The 17,558-nt window shown below is 44.1% G+C and carries 16 protein-coding genes; 10 read left to right on the top strand and 6 right to left on the bottom strand.

The genetic code is table 11. From position 1 onward, the window contains the following. The first annotated feature begins 189 nt into the window (after nt 1-189). Nucleotides 190-1,320: a tRNA guanosine(34) transglycosylase Tgt gene (tgt, locus tag GSQ19_RS24695; RefSeq protein ID WP_041456317.1), complete on the top strand. Its 1,131-nt coding sequence runs from the start codon at nt 190-192 to the stop codon at nt 1,318-1,320. Between the two features lie 176 nt (nt 1,321-1,496). Here the strand turns inward: tgt and GSQ19_RS24700 are convergent, their stop codons facing one another. After that, complete coding sequence (locus tag GSQ19_RS24700; RefSeq protein WP_011320455.1) at nt 1,497-2,624, bottom strand: acyltransferase family protein; 1,128 nt, start codon at nt 2,622-2,624, stop codon at nt 1,497-1,499. 269 nt (nt 2,625-2,893) lie between these two features. After that, nucleotides 2,894-3,052 (bottom strand): hypothetical protein, encoded by a 159-nt coding sequence (locus GSQ19_RS24705; RefSeq protein ID WP_158647772.1) that lies wholly within the window; start codon nt 3,050-3,052, stop codon nt 2,894-2,896. Nucleotides 3,053-3,214: 162 nt separating this feature from the next. Here GSQ19_RS24705 and GSQ19_RS24710 point away from each other — a divergent pair, with 162 nt between their 5' ends. Next, nucleotides 3,215-4,093, top strand: a complete 879-nt coding sequence (locus GSQ19_RS24710) for a DUF4397 domain-containing protein (RefSeq protein WP_011320456.1) — start codon at nt 3,215-3,217, stop codon at nt 4,091-4,093. A gap of 163 nt (nt 4,094-4,256) precedes the next feature. Here GSQ19_RS24710 and GSQ19_RS24715 read toward each other — a convergent pair whose 3' ends face one another. Further along, complete coding sequence (locus GSQ19_RS24715; protein WP_011320457.1) at nt 4,257-4,424, bottom strand: hypothetical protein; 168 nt, start codon at nt 4,422-4,424, stop codon at nt 4,257-4,259. Between the two features lie 484 nt (nt 4,425-4,908). On the opposite strand from GSQ19_RS24715, the gene serA reads away from it, so the two are divergent. From serA to GSQ19_RS24735, 4 genes are all read left to right on the top strand, one after another. Beyond that, nucleotides 4,909-6,489 (top strand): phosphoglycerate dehydrogenase, encoded by a 1,581-nt coding sequence (gene serA / locus GSQ19_RS24720; RefSeq protein ID WP_011320458.1) that lies wholly within the window; start codon nt 4,909-4,911, stop codon nt 6,487-6,489. 78 nt (nt 6,490-6,567) lie between these two features. Next, on the top strand, nt 6,568-7,488 hold the full coding sequence (prmA, locus tag GSQ19_RS24725) for a 50S ribosomal protein L11 methyltransferase (RefSeq protein WP_011320459.1): 921 nt from the start codon (nt 6,568-6,570) through the stop codon (nt 7,486-7,488). 214 nt (nt 7,489-7,702) lie between these two features. Further along, on the top strand, nt 7,703-8,029 hold the full coding sequence (locus GSQ19_RS24730) for a DUF433 domain-containing protein (RefSeq protein ID WP_011320460.1): 327 nt from the start codon (nt 7,703-7,705) through the stop codon (nt 8,027-8,029). Next, nucleotides 8,029-8,370, top strand: a complete 342-nt coding sequence (locus GSQ19_RS24735; protein WP_011320461.1) for a DUF5615 family PIN-like protein — start codon at nt 8,029-8,031, stop codon at nt 8,368-8,370. The genes GSQ19_RS24730 and GSQ19_RS24735 overlap by 1 nt, the downstream gene beginning before the upstream one ends. A gap of 97 nt (nt 8,371-8,467) precedes the next feature. On the opposite strand, the gene trxA is transcribed toward GSQ19_RS24735, so the two are convergent. Further along, on the bottom strand, nt 8,468-8,785 hold the full coding sequence (gene trxA / locus GSQ19_RS24740; RefSeq protein ID WP_011320462.1) for a thioredoxin: 318 nt from the start codon (nt 8,783-8,785) through the stop codon (nt 8,468-8,470). Between the two features lie 372 nt (nt 8,786-9,157). Here trxA and fabG point away from each other — a divergent pair, with 372 nt between their 5' ends. After that, nucleotides 9,158-9,913 (top strand): 3-oxoacyl-[acyl-carrier-protein] reductase, encoded by a 756-nt coding sequence (fabG, locus tag GSQ19_RS24745; RefSeq protein ID WP_011320463.1) that lies wholly within the window; start codon nt 9,158-9,160, stop codon nt 9,911-9,913. Nucleotides 9,914-10,012: 99 nt separating this feature from the next. On the opposite strand, the gene GSQ19_RS24750 is transcribed toward fabG, so the two are convergent. Beyond that, on the bottom strand, nt 10,013-11,095 hold the full coding sequence (locus GSQ19_RS24750) for an MraY family glycosyltransferase (protein ID WP_011320464.1): 1,083 nt from the start codon (nt 11,093-11,095) through the stop codon (nt 10,013-10,015). A 159-nt stretch (nt 11,096-11,254) separates the two neighbouring features. Between GSQ19_RS24750 and groL the strand changes: the two genes are divergently transcribed. Next, nucleotides 11,255-12,937, top strand: a complete 1,683-nt coding sequence (gene groL / locus GSQ19_RS24755; RefSeq protein ID WP_011320465.1) for a chaperonin GroEL — start codon at nt 11,255-11,257, stop codon at nt 12,935-12,937. A 223-nt stretch (nt 12,938-13,160) separates the two neighbouring features. On the opposite strand, the gene GSQ19_RS24760 is transcribed toward groL, so the two are convergent. Next, nucleotides 13,161-13,877: a biliverdin-producing heme oxygenase gene (locus GSQ19_RS24760; RefSeq protein ID WP_011320466.1), complete on the bottom strand. Its 717-nt coding sequence runs from the start codon at nt 13,875-13,877 to the stop codon at nt 13,161-13,163. An 815-nt stretch (nt 13,878-14,692) separates the two neighbouring features. On the opposite strand from GSQ19_RS24760, the gene glmM reads away from it, so the two are divergent. Together glmM and rtcA are read left to right on the top strand one after the other, a co-directional pair. After that, nucleotides 14,693-16,165 carry a phosphoglucosamine mutase gene (gene glmM, locus GSQ19_RS24765; RefSeq protein WP_011320468.1) on the top strand — a complete coding sequence of 491 codons (1,473 nt, stop codon included), beginning with the start codon at nt 14,693-14,695 and terminating at the stop codon, nt 16,163-16,165. 172 nt (nt 16,166-16,337) lie between these two features. Beyond that, nucleotides 16,338-17,384 (top strand): RNA 3'-terminal phosphate cyclase, encoded by a 1,047-nt coding sequence (gene rtcA, locus GSQ19_RS24770; RefSeq protein WP_011320469.1) that lies wholly within the window; start codon nt 16,338-16,340, stop codon nt 17,382-17,384. The last annotated feature ends 174 nt before the right edge of the window (nt 17,385-17,558 follow it).

Raw genomic sequence — 17,558 nt, forward strand, 5'->3', positions numbered from 1 at the left:
CTAAATACCATATACTCATAAAATTTGAAAATTGGTAATAGATAAGCGGTAAAGGGTGATGACTAATCAGTTACTGTTTATTTATTACCAATTATTTTGGGTAAGTGCTGAGTCAGAATTTCTCCTTTATCTTCTTCCCCTGCTCCCTACCTATTTTTGTCCATATACTTAAACAAGCTGAATCTTACCTTGAGTGCTATATTTTCTTTTCAATCCCTAGCTCGTTGTAGCCAAACAAAAGCCAGAGCAGGGGTATTTTTAACTCCCCACGGTGTTGTAGAAACTCCGAGATTTATGCCGGTGGGAACCCTGGCCAATGTAAAGACTGTCACCCCAGCCCAACTGAAGGAGACTGGGGCGCAGATGGTTCTTTCTAATACTTATCATCTCCATCTCCAACCAGGGGAAGCCATTGTGGCTGGTGGTGGTGGATTGCATAAATTTATGGGCTGGAATGGGCCGATGCTCACCGATTCTGGTGGGTTTCAGGTTTTCAGCTTGAGCGAAATGAGAAAAATTACGGAAGAGGGTGTAACTTTTCGCTCACCCCACGACGGGCAAATTATTAAATTAACGCCGGAACGCTCTATAGAGATTCAAAATATTTTAGGGGCTGATGTTATCATGGCGTTCGATGAATGTCCCCCCTACCCAGCGACTCGCCAGGAAGTAGAAGCGGCGACTGAGCGGACTTATCGTTGGTTGGAACGTTGTATTACGGCGCATCAACGCCAGGATCAAGCGTTGTTTGGTATTGTTCAAGGTGGGGTATATCTGGATTTACGGGCTAAAGCTGCCAATACTTTAACTGAGCTAGATTTACCTGGTTATGCCATTGGTGGGGTGAGTGTGGGGGAACCACCAGAAATGATGGCGCAAATTGTCCAAGCTACAGCACCACTGTTACCAGCACACAAGCCCCGCTACTTGATGGGTGTGGGAACTTATCGAGAAATGGTAATTGCGATCGCCTCTGGTATAGACTTATTTGATTGCGTCATTCCCACCCGTTGGGCGAGACACGGTACAGCAATGGTAAAAGGCGAACGTTGGAACTTAAAAAATGCTAAGTTCCGTGAAGATTTTGCCCCCATAGATGAAACTTGCCCTTGTTATGCTTGTCAAAATTTCAGCCGTGCCTATATTTCTCATTTAGTGCGATCGCAAGAAATTTTAGCCTACACTTTACTGAGCATTCACAATATTACCGAACTCATTCGCTTTACCCAAAAAATTCGTGAAGCAATATTAAGCGATCGTTTTTTGGAAGAATTTGGTCACTGGTTAAACTCGCCGGAAACTGAAGTTGATAATGGGTAATGACGCGATGTGCGACTTATTTTTGAAACCCCTCTCCAAACCTCTCCCCGAAGCGGAGAGAGGCTTTGAATCTTGCTCCCCTTCCCTGCAAGGTAAGGGGTTGGGGGTTAGGTTTGAGAGAAAGTTGCACACGGCGTGTAATGGGTATTTTGAATTTTGAATTCCGCTTTGCGGTACTAGACCTTGAGGAACCAGCGTTGGCGGTACATAAGGACAGCGACAGCCCACCATAATAAAACGGTGACTAGGGCGAATAGTAGGGAACCGTTATAGGTTCCAGCCCAGGAAGCAAAGATATTTTGGTATATCCAGTTAAAGGTGCTGGGGGCTGTTTCTCCTGTGCCGATTTTAGTTCTGACTAAGATTTTAATGAGTAAAACTGATGGGACGAAAAGAGCGATCGCATTTAACCCCATAATTTCCCAAGGCTTACTCCAGCGTTTGATTAACCTCACCTCAATGAGTTCATAACAAGCGGCTAATAGTAATAAAGCCCAACCACTGGTAAACACCACATAAGAACTTGTCCACAGTTTTTTATTAATGGGAAATACCCAACCCCAACCCCAACCAACAATTAAGCAACCAATCCCAAATAATGCTAATCCTACACTTGTACGTGTTTGTACTGACTGTTTGCGTATCCATTCCCCAGTAAAATAACCAGCTAAAACACTTACAATCGCGGGAATTGTGCTGAAAAGTCCTTCTGGGTCGCCCAAATTTTTAAACCCATCCCCCGCATACAGATGAGCTTGAGGTATAATCAGGCGGTCAACATAAGCCCCGAAGTTGCCTTCCCTAGTTAACACCCCAGCACCATAGTCAGGTACAGGGACATACATCATCGTGAGCCAATAGCCGACGAGTAAAACCCCAGCTAGTATCCATTGTCCTTTGCGCGGTAAGTTGAGGACTGCCAAGGAAGCAAACAAGTAACTCAGGCTAATACGCTGCAATACTCCCATGATGCGGATATTACTCAAATCAAACGTCCATATACCCTTATTCCAAAAGCCATTGAGTAACAAACCCAAAACAAAGAGGATGGCGGCGCGGCGGAAGATACGCCAGTAAACAGCTGAGGTGGGTTTATTCTCCTGGGTGTATTTGGATAGAGAAAAGGACATTGCCACACCGACAATGAATAAAAAGAAAGGAAATACTAAATCAGTTGGTGTGCAACCATGCCATTCAGCATGAGCTAAGGGAGGATAGACATCATCTGCAACTCCCGCCATGTTGACGAGAATCATCCCTGCAATAGTAATACCGCGAAATACATCAAGCGAAGTCAGGCGCATGAACAGAATTTTGTACTTGATGAGTATCTAAGCTACCTCGCCTACTGCACGGAATTAATTAATTTTTACAAACCTTTGACAACCCCTATAGAACTACTGAATTTTGAAGTTCCATTGCTGTGGCGCTGACCGAGATGATGCGGCGGTTTCTGGTGCAAAATTAAATACTGCTCACTATGTCAACTACCTGCATATATAACTACAAATATAAATTTATTATCAAGCAACTAAGCTGTTATCAAGTGTTTTAATGATGGCTGTTAACTGTGTTAACTTTCCTTGCATTCTTCTGAAAATCGTGAAATATTAGAACCATAAAGTGCGCTGTCGATAAACTTCAAGCGGCTTCCACCAAAGTATTTGTCACGTTGGACATTAAAGCCAGCCACTATATGTGCTGCTGCAATAATATTCTGCCCAAGTCTCATGTCTTGAGGCGAACGCTATTGTGCGCCCGTTGTCTTTTACGTTGACAAAACCTGCACCTGTATCCCGATACATAAAAAATCTTTGTGGTAATTATCACATCATTTTTTATGCAGAATAAAGCTTGCTCATTTGTTATTTTTGTTTCACGGTAGGAGGAAGATATGTTTCTAACAAGACGATTATTCTTAGGTGCTTTGACATTATCTTTAATTAGTTCGACTAGTTATCCATCCAAAAGTTTAGCCAATTCTCAACTATCTACAAAGCCTGTACAAGAATTTTACACTGCAAGCCTATTAAATACTGTTCTAAATCCTCTTTTACACCCTTATAGATGCCCTACCAAATTAAGAGTTATTAACGCTGCGGTTCCTACTGCATCACCAGTTGATGTCATTGTCAACGGTCAAAGAGTTTTGGAGAATGTAAATTTTCGTCAAGCTAGTAGATATGTAAATGTAACACCAGGAAATATTCAGGTACTTTTTGTGACATCCGGCACTAACAGTACAATTGCTTCTAGAACCTTTACAGGAGCGCCTAATAGTGCTTATACAGTAGCAATAACAGGAACACTACAAGGCCCTTCAGGTCAACCATTATTTAATCAATCACCCTTTGTGATTCCAGAGGATTTAACACAGCCTAATCCAGGTAAATTTAAAGGACGTTGGTATCGCTTTTCGGAAACTAGTGCTGTTATAGATTTCCGTATTAGCAAATCCTCTAGCCCAAATTTGGATGAAACTCGTATCACAGACCTGACACCCAAAACTGCTATTCCTTACCCAGAACTTACGGCTGGTACATATAACTTTAATCCAGTTCTACCTGACCAATTTGACCCATTGATCAATAATGCCTTCAACCCACCAATCACAGTAGAAGTTGCCAATCAACAAGTCCCGGCCGGAGTCATTTTTGATGTAATTGCTACAGGTAATGGCTTAGGCCAAGCACCTAACTCATTGCTACTTACAACTGCCTCAACACAAACAGCGCCTCCTGATGCTAATGGGTGTTATCAGATTGTGCAGTAAGTAATATCAATTTAGTGAGGCATTTTTAGCCATAGGAATCTGATTTAATTTTTGAAAAAATCGTATAACTATTGAAGCGGAAGCGGCTGATTCAATCAGATCCGCTTCAATAGTTATTAATGTGACTGCCAACCAATGGCGGCGAGAAGAATAAATGACATAATTAAAGTACACCAAAAAACCAGTCCATCCGTTCTGCCCAGAGTAGCAGCAGAATTGCTTGTAATAATCCTGGGATAAGTTCTTGCAGTTCATTATCCACTGGTGTTTCGTCAGAGTCTGGTAGTTCGTCGGCTGAAGGTAAGTACCTTGGCAAGTTGAAGTTTAGCATGACGGGTTGCCCCAAAATCTTCTACACCAGTGTTTTCATCAGCATTATAGCGGTTTCTTTGGGGTGGAGTGTGGCTTCACCCCCACACCCTCACACCCCTACACCCTGACACCCTTAGAGGTTGTTTGAAAAGTGATTGGCTGTGATTTTAAGCACTCGTTGATCCCCCCTAACCCCCCTTAAAAAGGGGGGAAATGAATCAAAATCCCCCTTTTTAAGGGGGATTTTGGGGGATCTAAAATGTTTTGCTACCAAGCATAGGACTTTTCAAACATCCTCTTACACCCCTACACCCTTACACCCCCATACCCCCATACCCCCATACCCCTATACCCCCACACCTACACTCTGATATCCTCTAGTACATGGTGTGAGTGAAGGTTAAGTTGTTATTAAAACGCAGATTTTTTGCTGAGGTGTAACGAATAAAGTCTAAACTAAAAAGTCTTGTGCAGCAAAACTTGTCACTATAAATGATGTAATCATGTCTAAGGTTCTCGTCTCCGATCCTATTGACCAGGCTGGCATTGACATTCTCTCGCAAGTCGCTACTGTTGATGTCAATACAGGTCTCAAACCAGCAGAATTAATAGAAATTATTGGTCAGTATGACGCGTTAATGATTCGTTCGGGTACGCGCGTCACGCAAGAAATTATTGAAGCAGGTACACAGCTGAAAATCATCGGTCGTGCCGGTGTGGGTGTGGATAATGTAGATGTTCCGGCTGCTACTCGTCGAGGAATTGTTGTTGTCAATTCTCCTGAGGGGAACACCATCGCCGCCGCCGAACACGCCTTGGCAATGATGCTGTCATTATCTCGCCACATCCCCGATGCTAACGCTTCCGTGAAACGCGGTGAGTGGGATCGCAAAACTTTCGTGGGTGCGGAAGTTTACAAAAAAACTTTAGGGGTTGTGGGTTTAGGCAAAATTGGTTCCCATGTGGCTACTGTTGCGAAAGCAATGGGAATGAAATTGTTAGCTTACGATCCCTTCATTTCGACTGAACGGGCTGAACAACTTGGTTGTCAGTTAGTAGATTTAGATTTGCTGATGCAGCAATCTGACTATATCACCCTGCACATTCCCAAAACCCCAGAAACCACCCACATCATCAACGCCACCACTCTGGCGAAAATGAAGCCCACCGCCCGGATTATCAACTGCGCCCGTGGGGGAATCATCGATGAAGCAGCTTTAGCCGCAGCCGTTAAAGAGGGGAAAATTGCTGGGGCGGCGCTGGATGTGTTCGAGTCAGAACCACTGGGTGAATCAGACTTAAGGGCGATCGGTAAGGATATTATCCTTACTCCCCACTTGGGTGCATCCACCACAGAAGCCCAGGTGAATGTAGCTATTGACGTAGCGGAACAAATCCGCGATGTGTTGTTGGGTTTACCCGCACGTTCCGCCGTCAACATCCCCGGACTCGGCCCCGATGTGTTGGAAGAACTCAAACCCTATATGCAGCTAGCGGAAACTTTGGGTAAGTTGGTAGGACAGTTAGCCGGTGGGCGAGTAGAACTACTCACCGTCCGCTTACAAGGTGAACTCGCTACTAATAAGAGTCAGCCTTTAGTAATTGCTTCCCTGAAAGGATTACTACACCAAGCCCTACGGGAACGAGTAAACTACGTCAACGCCAACATAGAAGCCAAGGAACGGGGAATCCGAGTTATTGAAACCCGCGACGCTTCCGCCCGTGACTATGCTGGTTCCCTACGCTTGGAAGCAACAGGAACCTTAGGCACTCATTCTGTCACTGGTGCATTGCTAGGCGATAAGGAAATTCACCTCACCGACGTTGATGGCTTCCCGATTAACGTCCCACCAAGCAAATATATGTTGTTTACCTTGCACCGTGATATGCCAGGAATCATTGGCAAACTCGGTTCCTTACTGGGCAGCTTTAATGTCAATATTGCCAGTATGCAGGTAGGGCGCAAAATCGTCCGTGGTGATGCCGTTATGGCTCTCAGCATTGATGATCCCTTACCAGATGGCATTTTGGCGGAAATCACCAAAGTACCCGGCATCCGGGACGCGTACACAGTAACACTATAGGAGTCAGTAATCAGAACTCAGAAGTCAGCAGAAATAGTTTCTCCTGACTCCTGAATTCTGGATTCTCAATTTTCAACAATGGCAAACACTTGGTGGGAAATACAGATTTTATGTGAATCGGCGCTGGAAGACTCTGTTTCTTGGCGACTAGAAGATTTTGGTTGTCGTGGTACAGCTAGCGAAAGTAAGGGTGATTCTTGCTTGGTTAAGGGTTATTTGCCGATATTTCAAGCACAGTTATTAGATTTGGCGGCGCTGGGGTTATGGTTGCAGCAAGATGCCCTGTGTATAGGATTATCTTCTCCTACCTTGACTTGGCAACTCATTGATGAGGAAGATTGGGCGAGTAGTTGGAAACAATATTGGCATCCGCAAGAAATAGGCGATCGCTTCCTCATCAATCCCGCATGGCTACCATCACCAGAAAACTACGATAGGTTAGTCATCCGCCTCGACCCCGGTGTAGCATTTGGTACAGGAAACCATGCTACCACTCAATTATGTCTAGAATCTCTAGAAATGAGATTGAGTCAGGTTCCAAAATCATTTGTTAGTAAAGATGCAGGTCAAGAACCTGTGATAATTGCGGATATTGGTTGTGGTTCTGGTATCCTTTCGATTGGGGCAATTCTATTAGGCGCAGAGAAAGTCTATGCAGTAGATACCGACCCCTTAGCCGTGCAGTCAACCTTCAGCAATCGCGCCCTCAACGAGGTCAACCCAGAACGCCTCGTACCAGCAGAAGGTAGCGTAGATATCTTAAAGAAACTGATTGAACGCCCGGTAGATGGAATTGTCTGCAATATTCTCGCTGATGTAATTATTCAATTAGTCCCAGAAATCAGCGAGATATCTAAACCTAGTACTTGGGCTATTTTTAGCGGGATTTTAGTTGAACAATCTACTTCTGTTGTTGAGGCTTTAGAAAAACACGGTTGGGTAGTCGCTACTATGTGGAAACGCAAAGAATGGTGCTGCTTAAATGTCAGGCGTACTTAACTTATCAAGATTATGAATAGAGTGAGAGTGATGAGGTTCCGTCCACTATCGCTTTCTCTCATTTATAGCTGGGGACTGGGGACTAGGTGAAAAGTCCTGTTGTGTCTAGGTTGTATAATCTATTGATGTCCTAACACTACTGGCAACAGCTATAATGCCATGCTGTTTCCGTTAAAATATTTAAATATGTCTTTCCTCTGGGCTTGGCAATTTTATGACACTTCAGAAGTTAGAATCACAACTACTTGCCTTGACACCAAACGAGAAAGCACAGGCAATTCAGTTACTTGCTCAAAGTTTGGGCAACCCTTGGCGAGGGATTGAGAAAACTGCCTATGTGTGTGGTGGGGATGCGTGTATTACCGGAACCCGTATTCCTGTTTGGGTTTTAATTAATGCACGTAGGTTAGGTATTAGTGAAGCTCAACTTTTAAAAGACTATCCCACTTTATCTGCAACTGACTTAACTAACGCTTGGTTTTATGCCACAGTATACCCAGAAGAAATTGAAACAGCCATTCGGGAGAATGAAGAAGACTAATGGCTCGTTTATATGCAGATGAACAGTTTCCGTTAGAGGTTGTGGTGTACTTGCGTGAGTTAAAACATGACGTTCTGACTGTACAAGAAGCCGGAAAAGCTAATTCAAGAATTCCCGATGATGAAGTTCTCGCATTTGCAAGTAGTAACCAAAGAGTTGTTTTAACTCTCAATCGCAGGGACTTCAAACGCTTGCATAAATCCCACTCCGATCATGCTGGTATTATTATTTGTACAGACGATGCCGCAAGAAATGAGTTAGCAAAACGAATTAACGGTGCGATTTTAGCAGGAGAACCATTGTCAGGAAAATTAATTAGTGTCGTTAGACCTGCCAAATAAAATCAGTTCGGTAGATTGATTTGAGCATTCAACCTCTCTACCTAATAATAATTAATATGTAGAGATGCAAATATTTGCATCTCTAACTTAATATTTACTAAACAAAACTTTGCAGACGCTGTACTAAATCGGGCGTTTGCAATACACCTTCAATTCGATCAACTGGTTTACCTTGTTTGAACAATACTAGTGTTGGTAGAGCGTAGATTTGATACTGAGTTGCTAACTCTGTGTATTTTTCCGTGTCAATTTTGACAATTCGTATGCGGTCTTTAAGTTGATTGTTTACTTGTTGTAAAATTGTCGCCATCATCTGACAGGGGCCACACCAGTCAGCATAAAAGTCTACTAAAACAGGTAAATCAGAACCAGATAGCATCTCTTCAAAGCTGTTGAACTGTTTTTTCTCAGTCATGTGACACACACCATTTTTATTGATTGAATCTAATATTAATGTCTGCTTTCTAGAAATGGTGTAACGTTATTTTGTTTTTATTGTTGCTAAATTTAGCATCTCTTTCTTAAGGTATATGTACTGGGGATTAGGGATTGAGAGAGATGGTTATTTTGTAGTCAAATTCCTTTGTGCAATTTGCAGTTTTGTCACCAGAACCACTGGGTGCTAAGCGAATTTTTAATTTCTGATCAGACCAACGATAGATAAGGAGAAACTAGACACAGCAAGTAGTTCCTCAACGAAAATCTAAAATCCAAAATGGTATGAGCTGTAGGTACAAATCGCCATAAGATAATTAGCGCGGGAATTTTAAACCTAGAGGAATATTTTATGGCGATCTTAAGTGAAAATTTACGAGGACAAGTTGCCGTTGTTACAGGTGCTTCACGGGGTATTGGACGAGCGATCGCCTTAGAATTAGCTAATTATGGTGCTACTGTAGTGGTCAATTACGCTAGTTCTAGCACTGCTGCCGATGAAGTGGTAGCAGAAATTACAGGGGCTGGTGGTGAGGCTGTAGCTCTACAAGCCGATGTTTCCCAAGTTGATCAAGTAGATAATCTCATCGATGGGGCGATCGATAAATTCAAACACATTGATATTTTAGTAAATAATGCAGGTATTACCCGCGATACACTGCTACTAAGAATGAAGCCAGAAGACTGGCAAGCGGTCATTGACCTTAACTTAACTGGTGTATTTTTATGCACTCGTGCCGTCAGTAAACTCATGCTTAAGCAACGTTCTGGCAGAATTATTAACATTACCTCTGTGGCTGGACAAATGGGTAATCCCGGCCAGGCGAATTACAGCGCTGCCAAAGCAGGTGTGATTGGCTTTACGAAAACAGTTGCTAAAGAATTAGCTTCTCGCGGCATTACCGTTAACGCTGTCGCTCCTGGTTTCATCGCTACAGACATGACCAGCAACCTCAAATCTGAGGGTATTTTGCAATACATCCCTCTAGGTCGTTATGGTCAACCAGAGGAAATTGCTGGTATGGTACGCTTCCTAGCCGCCGATCCCGCCGCCGCTTATATCACTGGACAAGTCTTTAATGTCGATGGCGGGATGGTAATGGCTTAATGAGTGCAGACTGATGTTAGTAGTAGCGGGGAGTTCAGCCCGTGCTGACTGCTAAGTAAAATATTCTGCCCCCTGCTCCCTGCTCCCTGCTCCCAACCATCAGGACTGCTGACGGATTCTTTGCCAGACTGTAAAGCCAAGCAGCAGAATAATGCTAATGGCGGTGGTAACTATGACCATGATGCTCATCCCTTGGACTCTCATGGCTAGTAAGTTGCACACCAAAGTGATTGACCACAAGGTAAATGCCGCATGACGTTGGGACAACCCCCAAGCCAGTAAACGGTGGTGTAGGTGGTCTTTGCCGGGGGTACTCAAGGGGTTTTTACCTGCTAGCAGCCGTCTGATAAACACTTGGGTTGTATCCAGTACTGGCAACAGCAAAAACAAAACGGTAGGGCCAAGAGCAAATATAGTATTCCTTTGCAGGCTACCTAAAATACTAGTTGCAGCCAGGACATAACCAAAAAAGTATGCTCCAGCATCACCCATGATGATTTTTGAGGGATGGAAGTTATGACGCAGAAAGCCTAATGCCCCACCACCTAAGGCAGCCAAAACTAAGGTAGCCGCAGCCTTATTAGGGAATTGGGCAGATACGCCTAACAAACTCATGGCAGTGATAAAACTAATGCCCCCTGCCAATCCATCCATCCCATCCATCAAGTTGACGGCATTGGTAATACCCACAACCCACAGCACAGTCAGCAACATTGAGAGAACGGAGTCGATGGGTGTGCCGAAATCCACATCAACGACAATGCCATTAGCAACTAGTAATAAAGCTGTGATAATTTGCGTCCACAACCGTACAGAGGGGGGTAATCCGAACTGATCGTCAATAAAGCCGATCAAGACTAGGATCGAACCCCCTAGTAAAATAGTCAATACTTGAGCTAAAACGTTTTGTAGCTCAATGGGTCGCAAGAGGCTAGCTAACACCAATGCGGCAATTACTCCCGCGTAAATGGCTAAACCCCCTGCATTCGGCAACGGTTCTCGATTGAGTCGTCGGGCGTTTGGTTGGTCAGCCCAACCTACCCGCAAGGCAAATTTACGTACCGTGGGAATCAAACGCCACGTTACCAACCAAGCCAACATAAACGTGAATACTACTGCCAACCAGCCGGAACCGCTAGGGTCAGCAATGCCTATAGACCTAAGGGAGTTGTAGATATTCATCTCCCAATTCAACCATTACTGCCAGTATCCTACATGAGCATCAAGTGTATATTAATCAATTTTTTTTACTTCCACACATGATTTAAAGTTTTTCAGGTTCTTAGCACTCTGAGCCTGTGAGTGCTAAATTGTCTAATGGAAGCGCTAGAGAAAGGAAACATGGCAAAAATTATTTCGTTTGATGAAGAATCACGGCGTGCTTTAGAGCGGGGTGTCAATGCCCTGGCTGATGCTGTAAAAATTACCTTGGGTCCCAAGGGTCGCAACGTGCTTTTAGAAAAAAAATATGGCACACCCCAAATTGTGAACGATGGTATTACCGTTGCTAAAGAAATTGAATTAGAAGATCCTTTAGAAAATACTGGTGCCAGATTAATTCAAGAGGTAGCAGCTAAAACCAAGGATGTAGCTGGTGATGGCACAACTACGGCTACCGTTTTAGTGCAAGCCCTAATTAAAGAAGGTTTGAAGAACGTCGCGGCTGGTAGCAATCCAGTAAGCTTAAAGCGGGGTATCGATAAAACTACTGAGGCGCTAGTAGCGGAAATTGCTAAAGTCGCCAAGCCTGTAGAAGGTAGTGCGATCGCTCAAGTTGCCACTGTTTCAGCTGGTAACGATGAAGAAGTTGGTGCCATGATTGCTCAAGCAGTGGAAAAAGTCACCAAAGATGGTGTAATCACTGTGGAAGAATCTAAATCCCTGACAACTGAACTAGACGTAGTGGAAGGGATGCAGATTGACAGAGGTTATATTTCCCCCTACTTCATCACCAACAACGAGCGCCAAACGGTGGAGTTAGAAAATGTGCGGATTTTGATTACTGACAAAAAAATCAGCAGTATTCAAGAATTAGTCCCCGTTTTAGAAAAAGTAGCTCGTTTGGGTCAACCCCTACTGATCATTGCTGAAGATGTAGAAGGAGATGCCCTGGCTACTCTAGTTGTGAACAAAGCACGGGGTGTACTTTCTGTAGCGGCAATTAAAGCCCCAGGATTTGGCGAACGCCGCAAAGCATTGTTGCAAGACATCGCCATCCTCACAGACGGTCAACTAATTTCGGAAGAAATTGGCTTAAGCTTAGATACCGCTTCTCTAGAAGCTTTGGGTACGGCGCAGAAAATCACAATTGAAAAAGACAACACCACAATTGTTGCTGGTAACACCACCAAGCCAGAAATTCAAAAGCGGATTGCACAAATTCGCAGACAACTGGAAGAGACTGATTCTGAGTACGATAGCGAGAAATTACAAGAACGTATTGCCAAGTTAGCTGGTGGTATTGCAGTGATCAAAGTCGGTGCAGCAACTGAAACCGAACTCAAAGACCGCAAGCTCAGAATTGAAGACGCACTCAACGCCACCAAAGCGGCTGTTGCGGAAGGTATCGTTCCTGGTGGTGGCAAAACTCTGATTTACTTGGCGAGTAAGGTAGACGAGATTAAGAAAAACTTTGACGAAGAAGAAAAAATCGGCGCTGACATCGTTAAACGAGCTTTAGAAGCTCCTTTACGGCAGATTGCAGATAACGCTGGTGTAGAAGGTTCTGTCATCGTCTCCAGAGTCAAAGACAGCGATTTCAACACCGGTTACAACGCTGCTACCGGAGAATTTGAAGACCTGATTGCGGCTGGTATTATCGACCCCGCAAAAGTTGTCCGTTCAGCATTGCAAAACGCCGCTTCCATTGCCGGTCTAGTTTTAACCACCGAAGCGATCGTTGTGGAAAAACCAGAGAAAAAAGCTGCTGCTCCTGCTGATGCCGGTATGGGCGGCATGGGTGGCATGGGCGGTATGGGCGGTATGGGTGGCATGGGTGGCATGGGCGGTATGGGTATGTTCTAATCCTCCCTGAACCTATAGCGATGCAGTTGAGTTAAATAGACCTAACCCCCAACCCCTTCCCTTGCAGGGAAGGGGAGTAAGAATCAAAATAGCCAAACATTAGGGGCAACTTCACTGCGATCGCCTGCTGTTGTGCAGGTAAACCCAGGGAAGCTGCCCCTTTAAGTTACAAAGATTTACACTAATTGAACAAAATTCAAAAATCTTGAATTTTGCATTGGTATTACTCAGCCGTAGCTAGTTCGGTAGCGCCGCGTGTGCGCTTGCGAGTCAAGGTGTTGTAAAGCATCATGCCGATCGCCTTGATTAAGTTCCCTTCTAGTTCTTGGAACATTTTCATGTTCATCCCAAAGGCGGCGTTAGCTTCATCAACAATGCGATCGGCTGTCGCTTCATCAATTGCCAACTCATCTAAAGTTTGACGATATTTAGCTTTAAAAGCTTTCTCGTCAGTAATATCTGCGAACTCATAAAAGGCGGTTCCTTGCCCGTCATTCAAATTCATCGCTGTCACAGCAATGTTTTTGAGAATTTGTCCCCCGGATAAATCACCTAAATAACGGGTGTAAGAGTGGGCAATCAACAGTTCTGGTTCGGTTGCAGAGATTTCCCGAATGCGTTGTACGTAAGCTTCACCTGCTGGCGATAATTGGATTTGTTCGCGCCAGTTAGCGCCGTAATAGTAACTCAGGTCTTGCTCTAGAGTCTGCTTACGATTCAGTTGGGAAAAGTTGATTTTAGAAACAATTGGGTGCTGGCTATGCTTTTCCATCTCCTCTTCCATTGCCGAGTAGATGTAGTAGAAGTTAGCTACTAGCTTCCGATAAGAGTTCTTTTCTACCACTCCTTTTAAGAAGCATTTGACAAAACCTACATTTTCTGCCATTGTGTGGGCTTTTTTCGTACCTACACGTAGTTTGTTTGCTAAATTGCTGCTCATACTAAATTTCTCAACCTTAAAAGGTCAACTGCCAGAGTTTTAAATTACGGACGGCTAAAAAATGCCACTAAAACGTAACATTAGAACTATTTGATGAGAATTTATATTAATATTTTTTAAGTAACTAAAATTTGTACTTTTGTTAAGTAAACAGCAAATCAAGCCAGTAAAAATGCCAATACCAAGAAAAATTTTCGGGGAGAGCCGCATTCAGGGAAATGCGATCGCTGGAGTAAACCGTGGAATTTATGATACTTCTGTAAAGTTACCAAGTAGTACTGGCGACTATTGAAGTCAGGAGTTAAACTGAAGAGCATTAAAACTCAGTAAATAAAATCTTCATAAAATATTGACAATACCATCTTTTTTTTAAGTAATTTCACTTAAGCAAAACGTGAAAAATAAATTTGTTTTTCAGAAAAAAATAACTATTATAAAAGCAAATCAAAAAAGTCTTGACTCTTAGTTATTGAATCTGACTTTTCACGGGATCTGGGAAACACCTGTCCAAACCTCTCTCCTGTAAGGAGAAGCAACTGCGTTGGGTGGGTTTCCCGACAGTTACGCAAGTGGCGAAGAAGCTTTGATTATTGCTTCCCTTTCCTAGTAGGGAAGGGGTTGGGGGTTAGGCTTCACCTTAACTTTTCCACGTAGCTTGAAAAGTCAGAGTTATTGAATAGAGTGTAAATTTACGTGAGAGCGATAGAAACTGAGGACTGAGAACTGGGTTGTTTACTCAGCACTCAATACTTAAAATCTGTCGAACTGGCGTTAAAGTAATAATTCTTAGTGTGATGTGAGGGGTGTTTAAAATTATGGTTTCATCTATAACTCGGATTCAGAACTACGTAATAGATGGTGCAGCTACATCTGATGGATTAGCAACAGTCCTTGAGAGCAACTTTGCACCTAGTTTAATATCTCTACCAGCAACGCCTCTTTTTGGTACAGATGGTATTCGTGGCAAGGTGGGGGAATTACTTAGTGCGCCGTTAGCGTTGCAAATTGGTTTTTGGGCAGGCGTAGTTTTACGTAGTCACGCTGGTCAATTAAGACCAGTAATCTTAGGGCAGGATTCCCGTAACTCTAGCGATATGTTGGCGATGGCTTTAAGTGCAGGGTTAACCGCCGCCGGGCTAGAAGTTTGGTATTTAGGGTTATGTCCTACTCCTTGCGTGGCTTATTTAACTAGTGTGAGTGAAGCCATAGGTGGTGTGATGATTTCTGCTAGTCACAACCCTCCCGAAGATAACGGGATTAAAATTTTTGGTGCTAATGGTGGGAAGTTATCCCAGGCTTTGCAGGCAGAAATTGAAAAAGGTTTGCGGGGAAATCTGCCAATTACCAGTAATGTCAGTAATTGTGGACGGCATTACTCACGCCGGGAATTGGTGAAAGATTACGGCGAAGCTTTAAAACGACCCTGGCAAAATAAAGTGAATCTTCAGGGAATGAAGGTTGTACTGGATTTAGCTTGGGGTGCAGCCGTTGGGTTAGCACCGTCGGTATTTGCAGAGATGGGGGCAGAAGTTATTTCCCTGCATAATGCCGCAGATGGCGATCGCATCAACGTTAACTGCGGTTCCACCCACCTAGAAATGTTGCAAGCGGCTGTTCAAGAACATAACGCCGATTTAGGTTTTGCCTTTGATGGCGATGCCGATCGCGTTTTGGCTGTAGATCCTACCGGCCGTCCTGTAAATGGGGACTATATCTTGTACCTGTGGGGATTGCACCTCAAACAACAAAACCAACTCCCAGACAACTTGATTGTTTCCACCGTCATGGCAAACCTGGGCTTTGAGAAAGCTTGGCAGCAACAGGGTGGTAAATTAATTCGCACCGCCGTTGGTGATCAATATGTGCAAGCAGAAATGATCAAAACTGGGGCAATGTTGGGGGGTGAACAATCAGGACACATTCTTTGTAGTCATTATGGGATGACTGGGGATGGCTTGTTAACAGCCTTACACTTGGCAAGTTTGGTCAAACAATCTGGTGTTTCCTTAGCCGAATTGATAGACCAAAGCTTCCAGACCTATCCTCAATTATTGCGGAACGTGCGAGTTGTAGACCGCGATCGCCGCCTGAATTGGCAAAACTGCACACCAGTACAACAGGCGATCGCTCTTGCCGAGAAAGCAATGGGTGATACTGGTAGAATTTTAGTTAGGGCATCCGGTACAGAACCCGTCATCAGAGTCATGGTAGAAGCCGCCAACGCCGAACTAGCTAACTATTGGACAAATGAACTAGTAGCCCAGGTACAACAACACCTAGCGCCTTAACTGAGTTCGACACTTCCCATCCTTGAGGCAGAGGGGAAGGGAGCAGGGAGCAGGGGGCAGGGGGAGCAGGGGAGGCAGGGGGAGAAGTCCCCAATCCCCAATCCCCAATCCCCAATCCCCAATCCCCAGTCCCCAAAAATTTTGAATTGATTCATCGCCCAGACCACTGAGTATGATTGACATTGACGGTTCCTACGGCGAGGGAGGCGGGCAAGTCCTCCGCACTTCCCTGAGTTTAGCCGCCATCACTGGTGAACCCATACGTATTGCCGGTATTCGCGCCGGACGCAGGAAGCCAGGATTAGCAGCACAACACTTAACAGCAGTACGTGCAGCGGCGAGAATTTGTCATGGGGAATTGCAGGGTGATGCTTTAGGTTCCACGATGCTGGAATTTATCCCTGGTGGTGGGGTAAAAGCGGGAAATTATATTTTTGATGTCAGCGAAGTACAGCAAGGTGGTTCAGCTGGCGCGATTACTCTAGTTTTACAGACAATTCTCTTACCTTTAGCTTTAGCAGACGGTGATTCTCATATCACCTTACGGGGTGGGACTCATGTAATTTTTAGCCCCACAGTCACCTACATTGAGCGAGTATATCTGCCAATGTTATGTCGTATGGGAATCAAGGCACAAGTTAAGTTAGGTGCTTGGGGATGGTATCCCAGGGGTGGGGGAGAAGTAAATTTACAGGTGAAGGGAGGCTGTCAACTCTGCGGTCTTAACTTGCTAGAAAGGGGAGAATTAAAGCGGGTACAAGGATTAGCTGTGGCGACAGAATTACCCGCACATATACCCCAACGTATGGCAAATCGGGCTGAGAATCTATTACGCACGGCTGGTTTGCGGGTATCTATGCAGGCATTACGTGAAAAAGGTGTTGCACCAGGGGCGGGTATTTTTTTAACGGCTGAGTATTGTAATAGTTTGACGGGTTTTGGTGGCTTTGGACGTTTGCGGTTATCCTCTGAGAAAGTAGCCGAGATAGCTTGCGGACAACTATTACAGTTCCATGAAACTGGTGCGCCTGTGGATGAACATCTAGCAGATCAATTACTATTACCTGCTGCTTTAGCTTCCGAGTCCAGTCAGTATAGAGTGGCTGAGGTGAGTACACACTTGACTACTAATGCCGCAGTGATTGAAAAGTTTGGCTTAGGAAAGATTACAGTAAATCAAGCGGAAAGAGTGGTAGCGATCGCCTCTGATAAAACGTAGCTTGTTAATATAATCTCTAATTAATTAGCAGCTATGAGCTAGAGACAGGATAATTCTCAAGGTTAAAAATCTACTTTTCTCAATAAAAAATTTTCTATCTTTAGACGTATTCCTAATAGTACAACAATCAGTTACTATTCTGTGTTACTCAGTTATTAATTGCTGGGAGCAAGA

This window comes from Trichormus variabilis 0441 (assembly GCF_009856605.1).
In the GTDB taxonomy this organism is placed as follows: Bacteria; Cyanobacteriota; Cyanobacteriia; order Cyanobacteriales; family Nostocaceae; genus Trichormus; species Trichormus variabilis.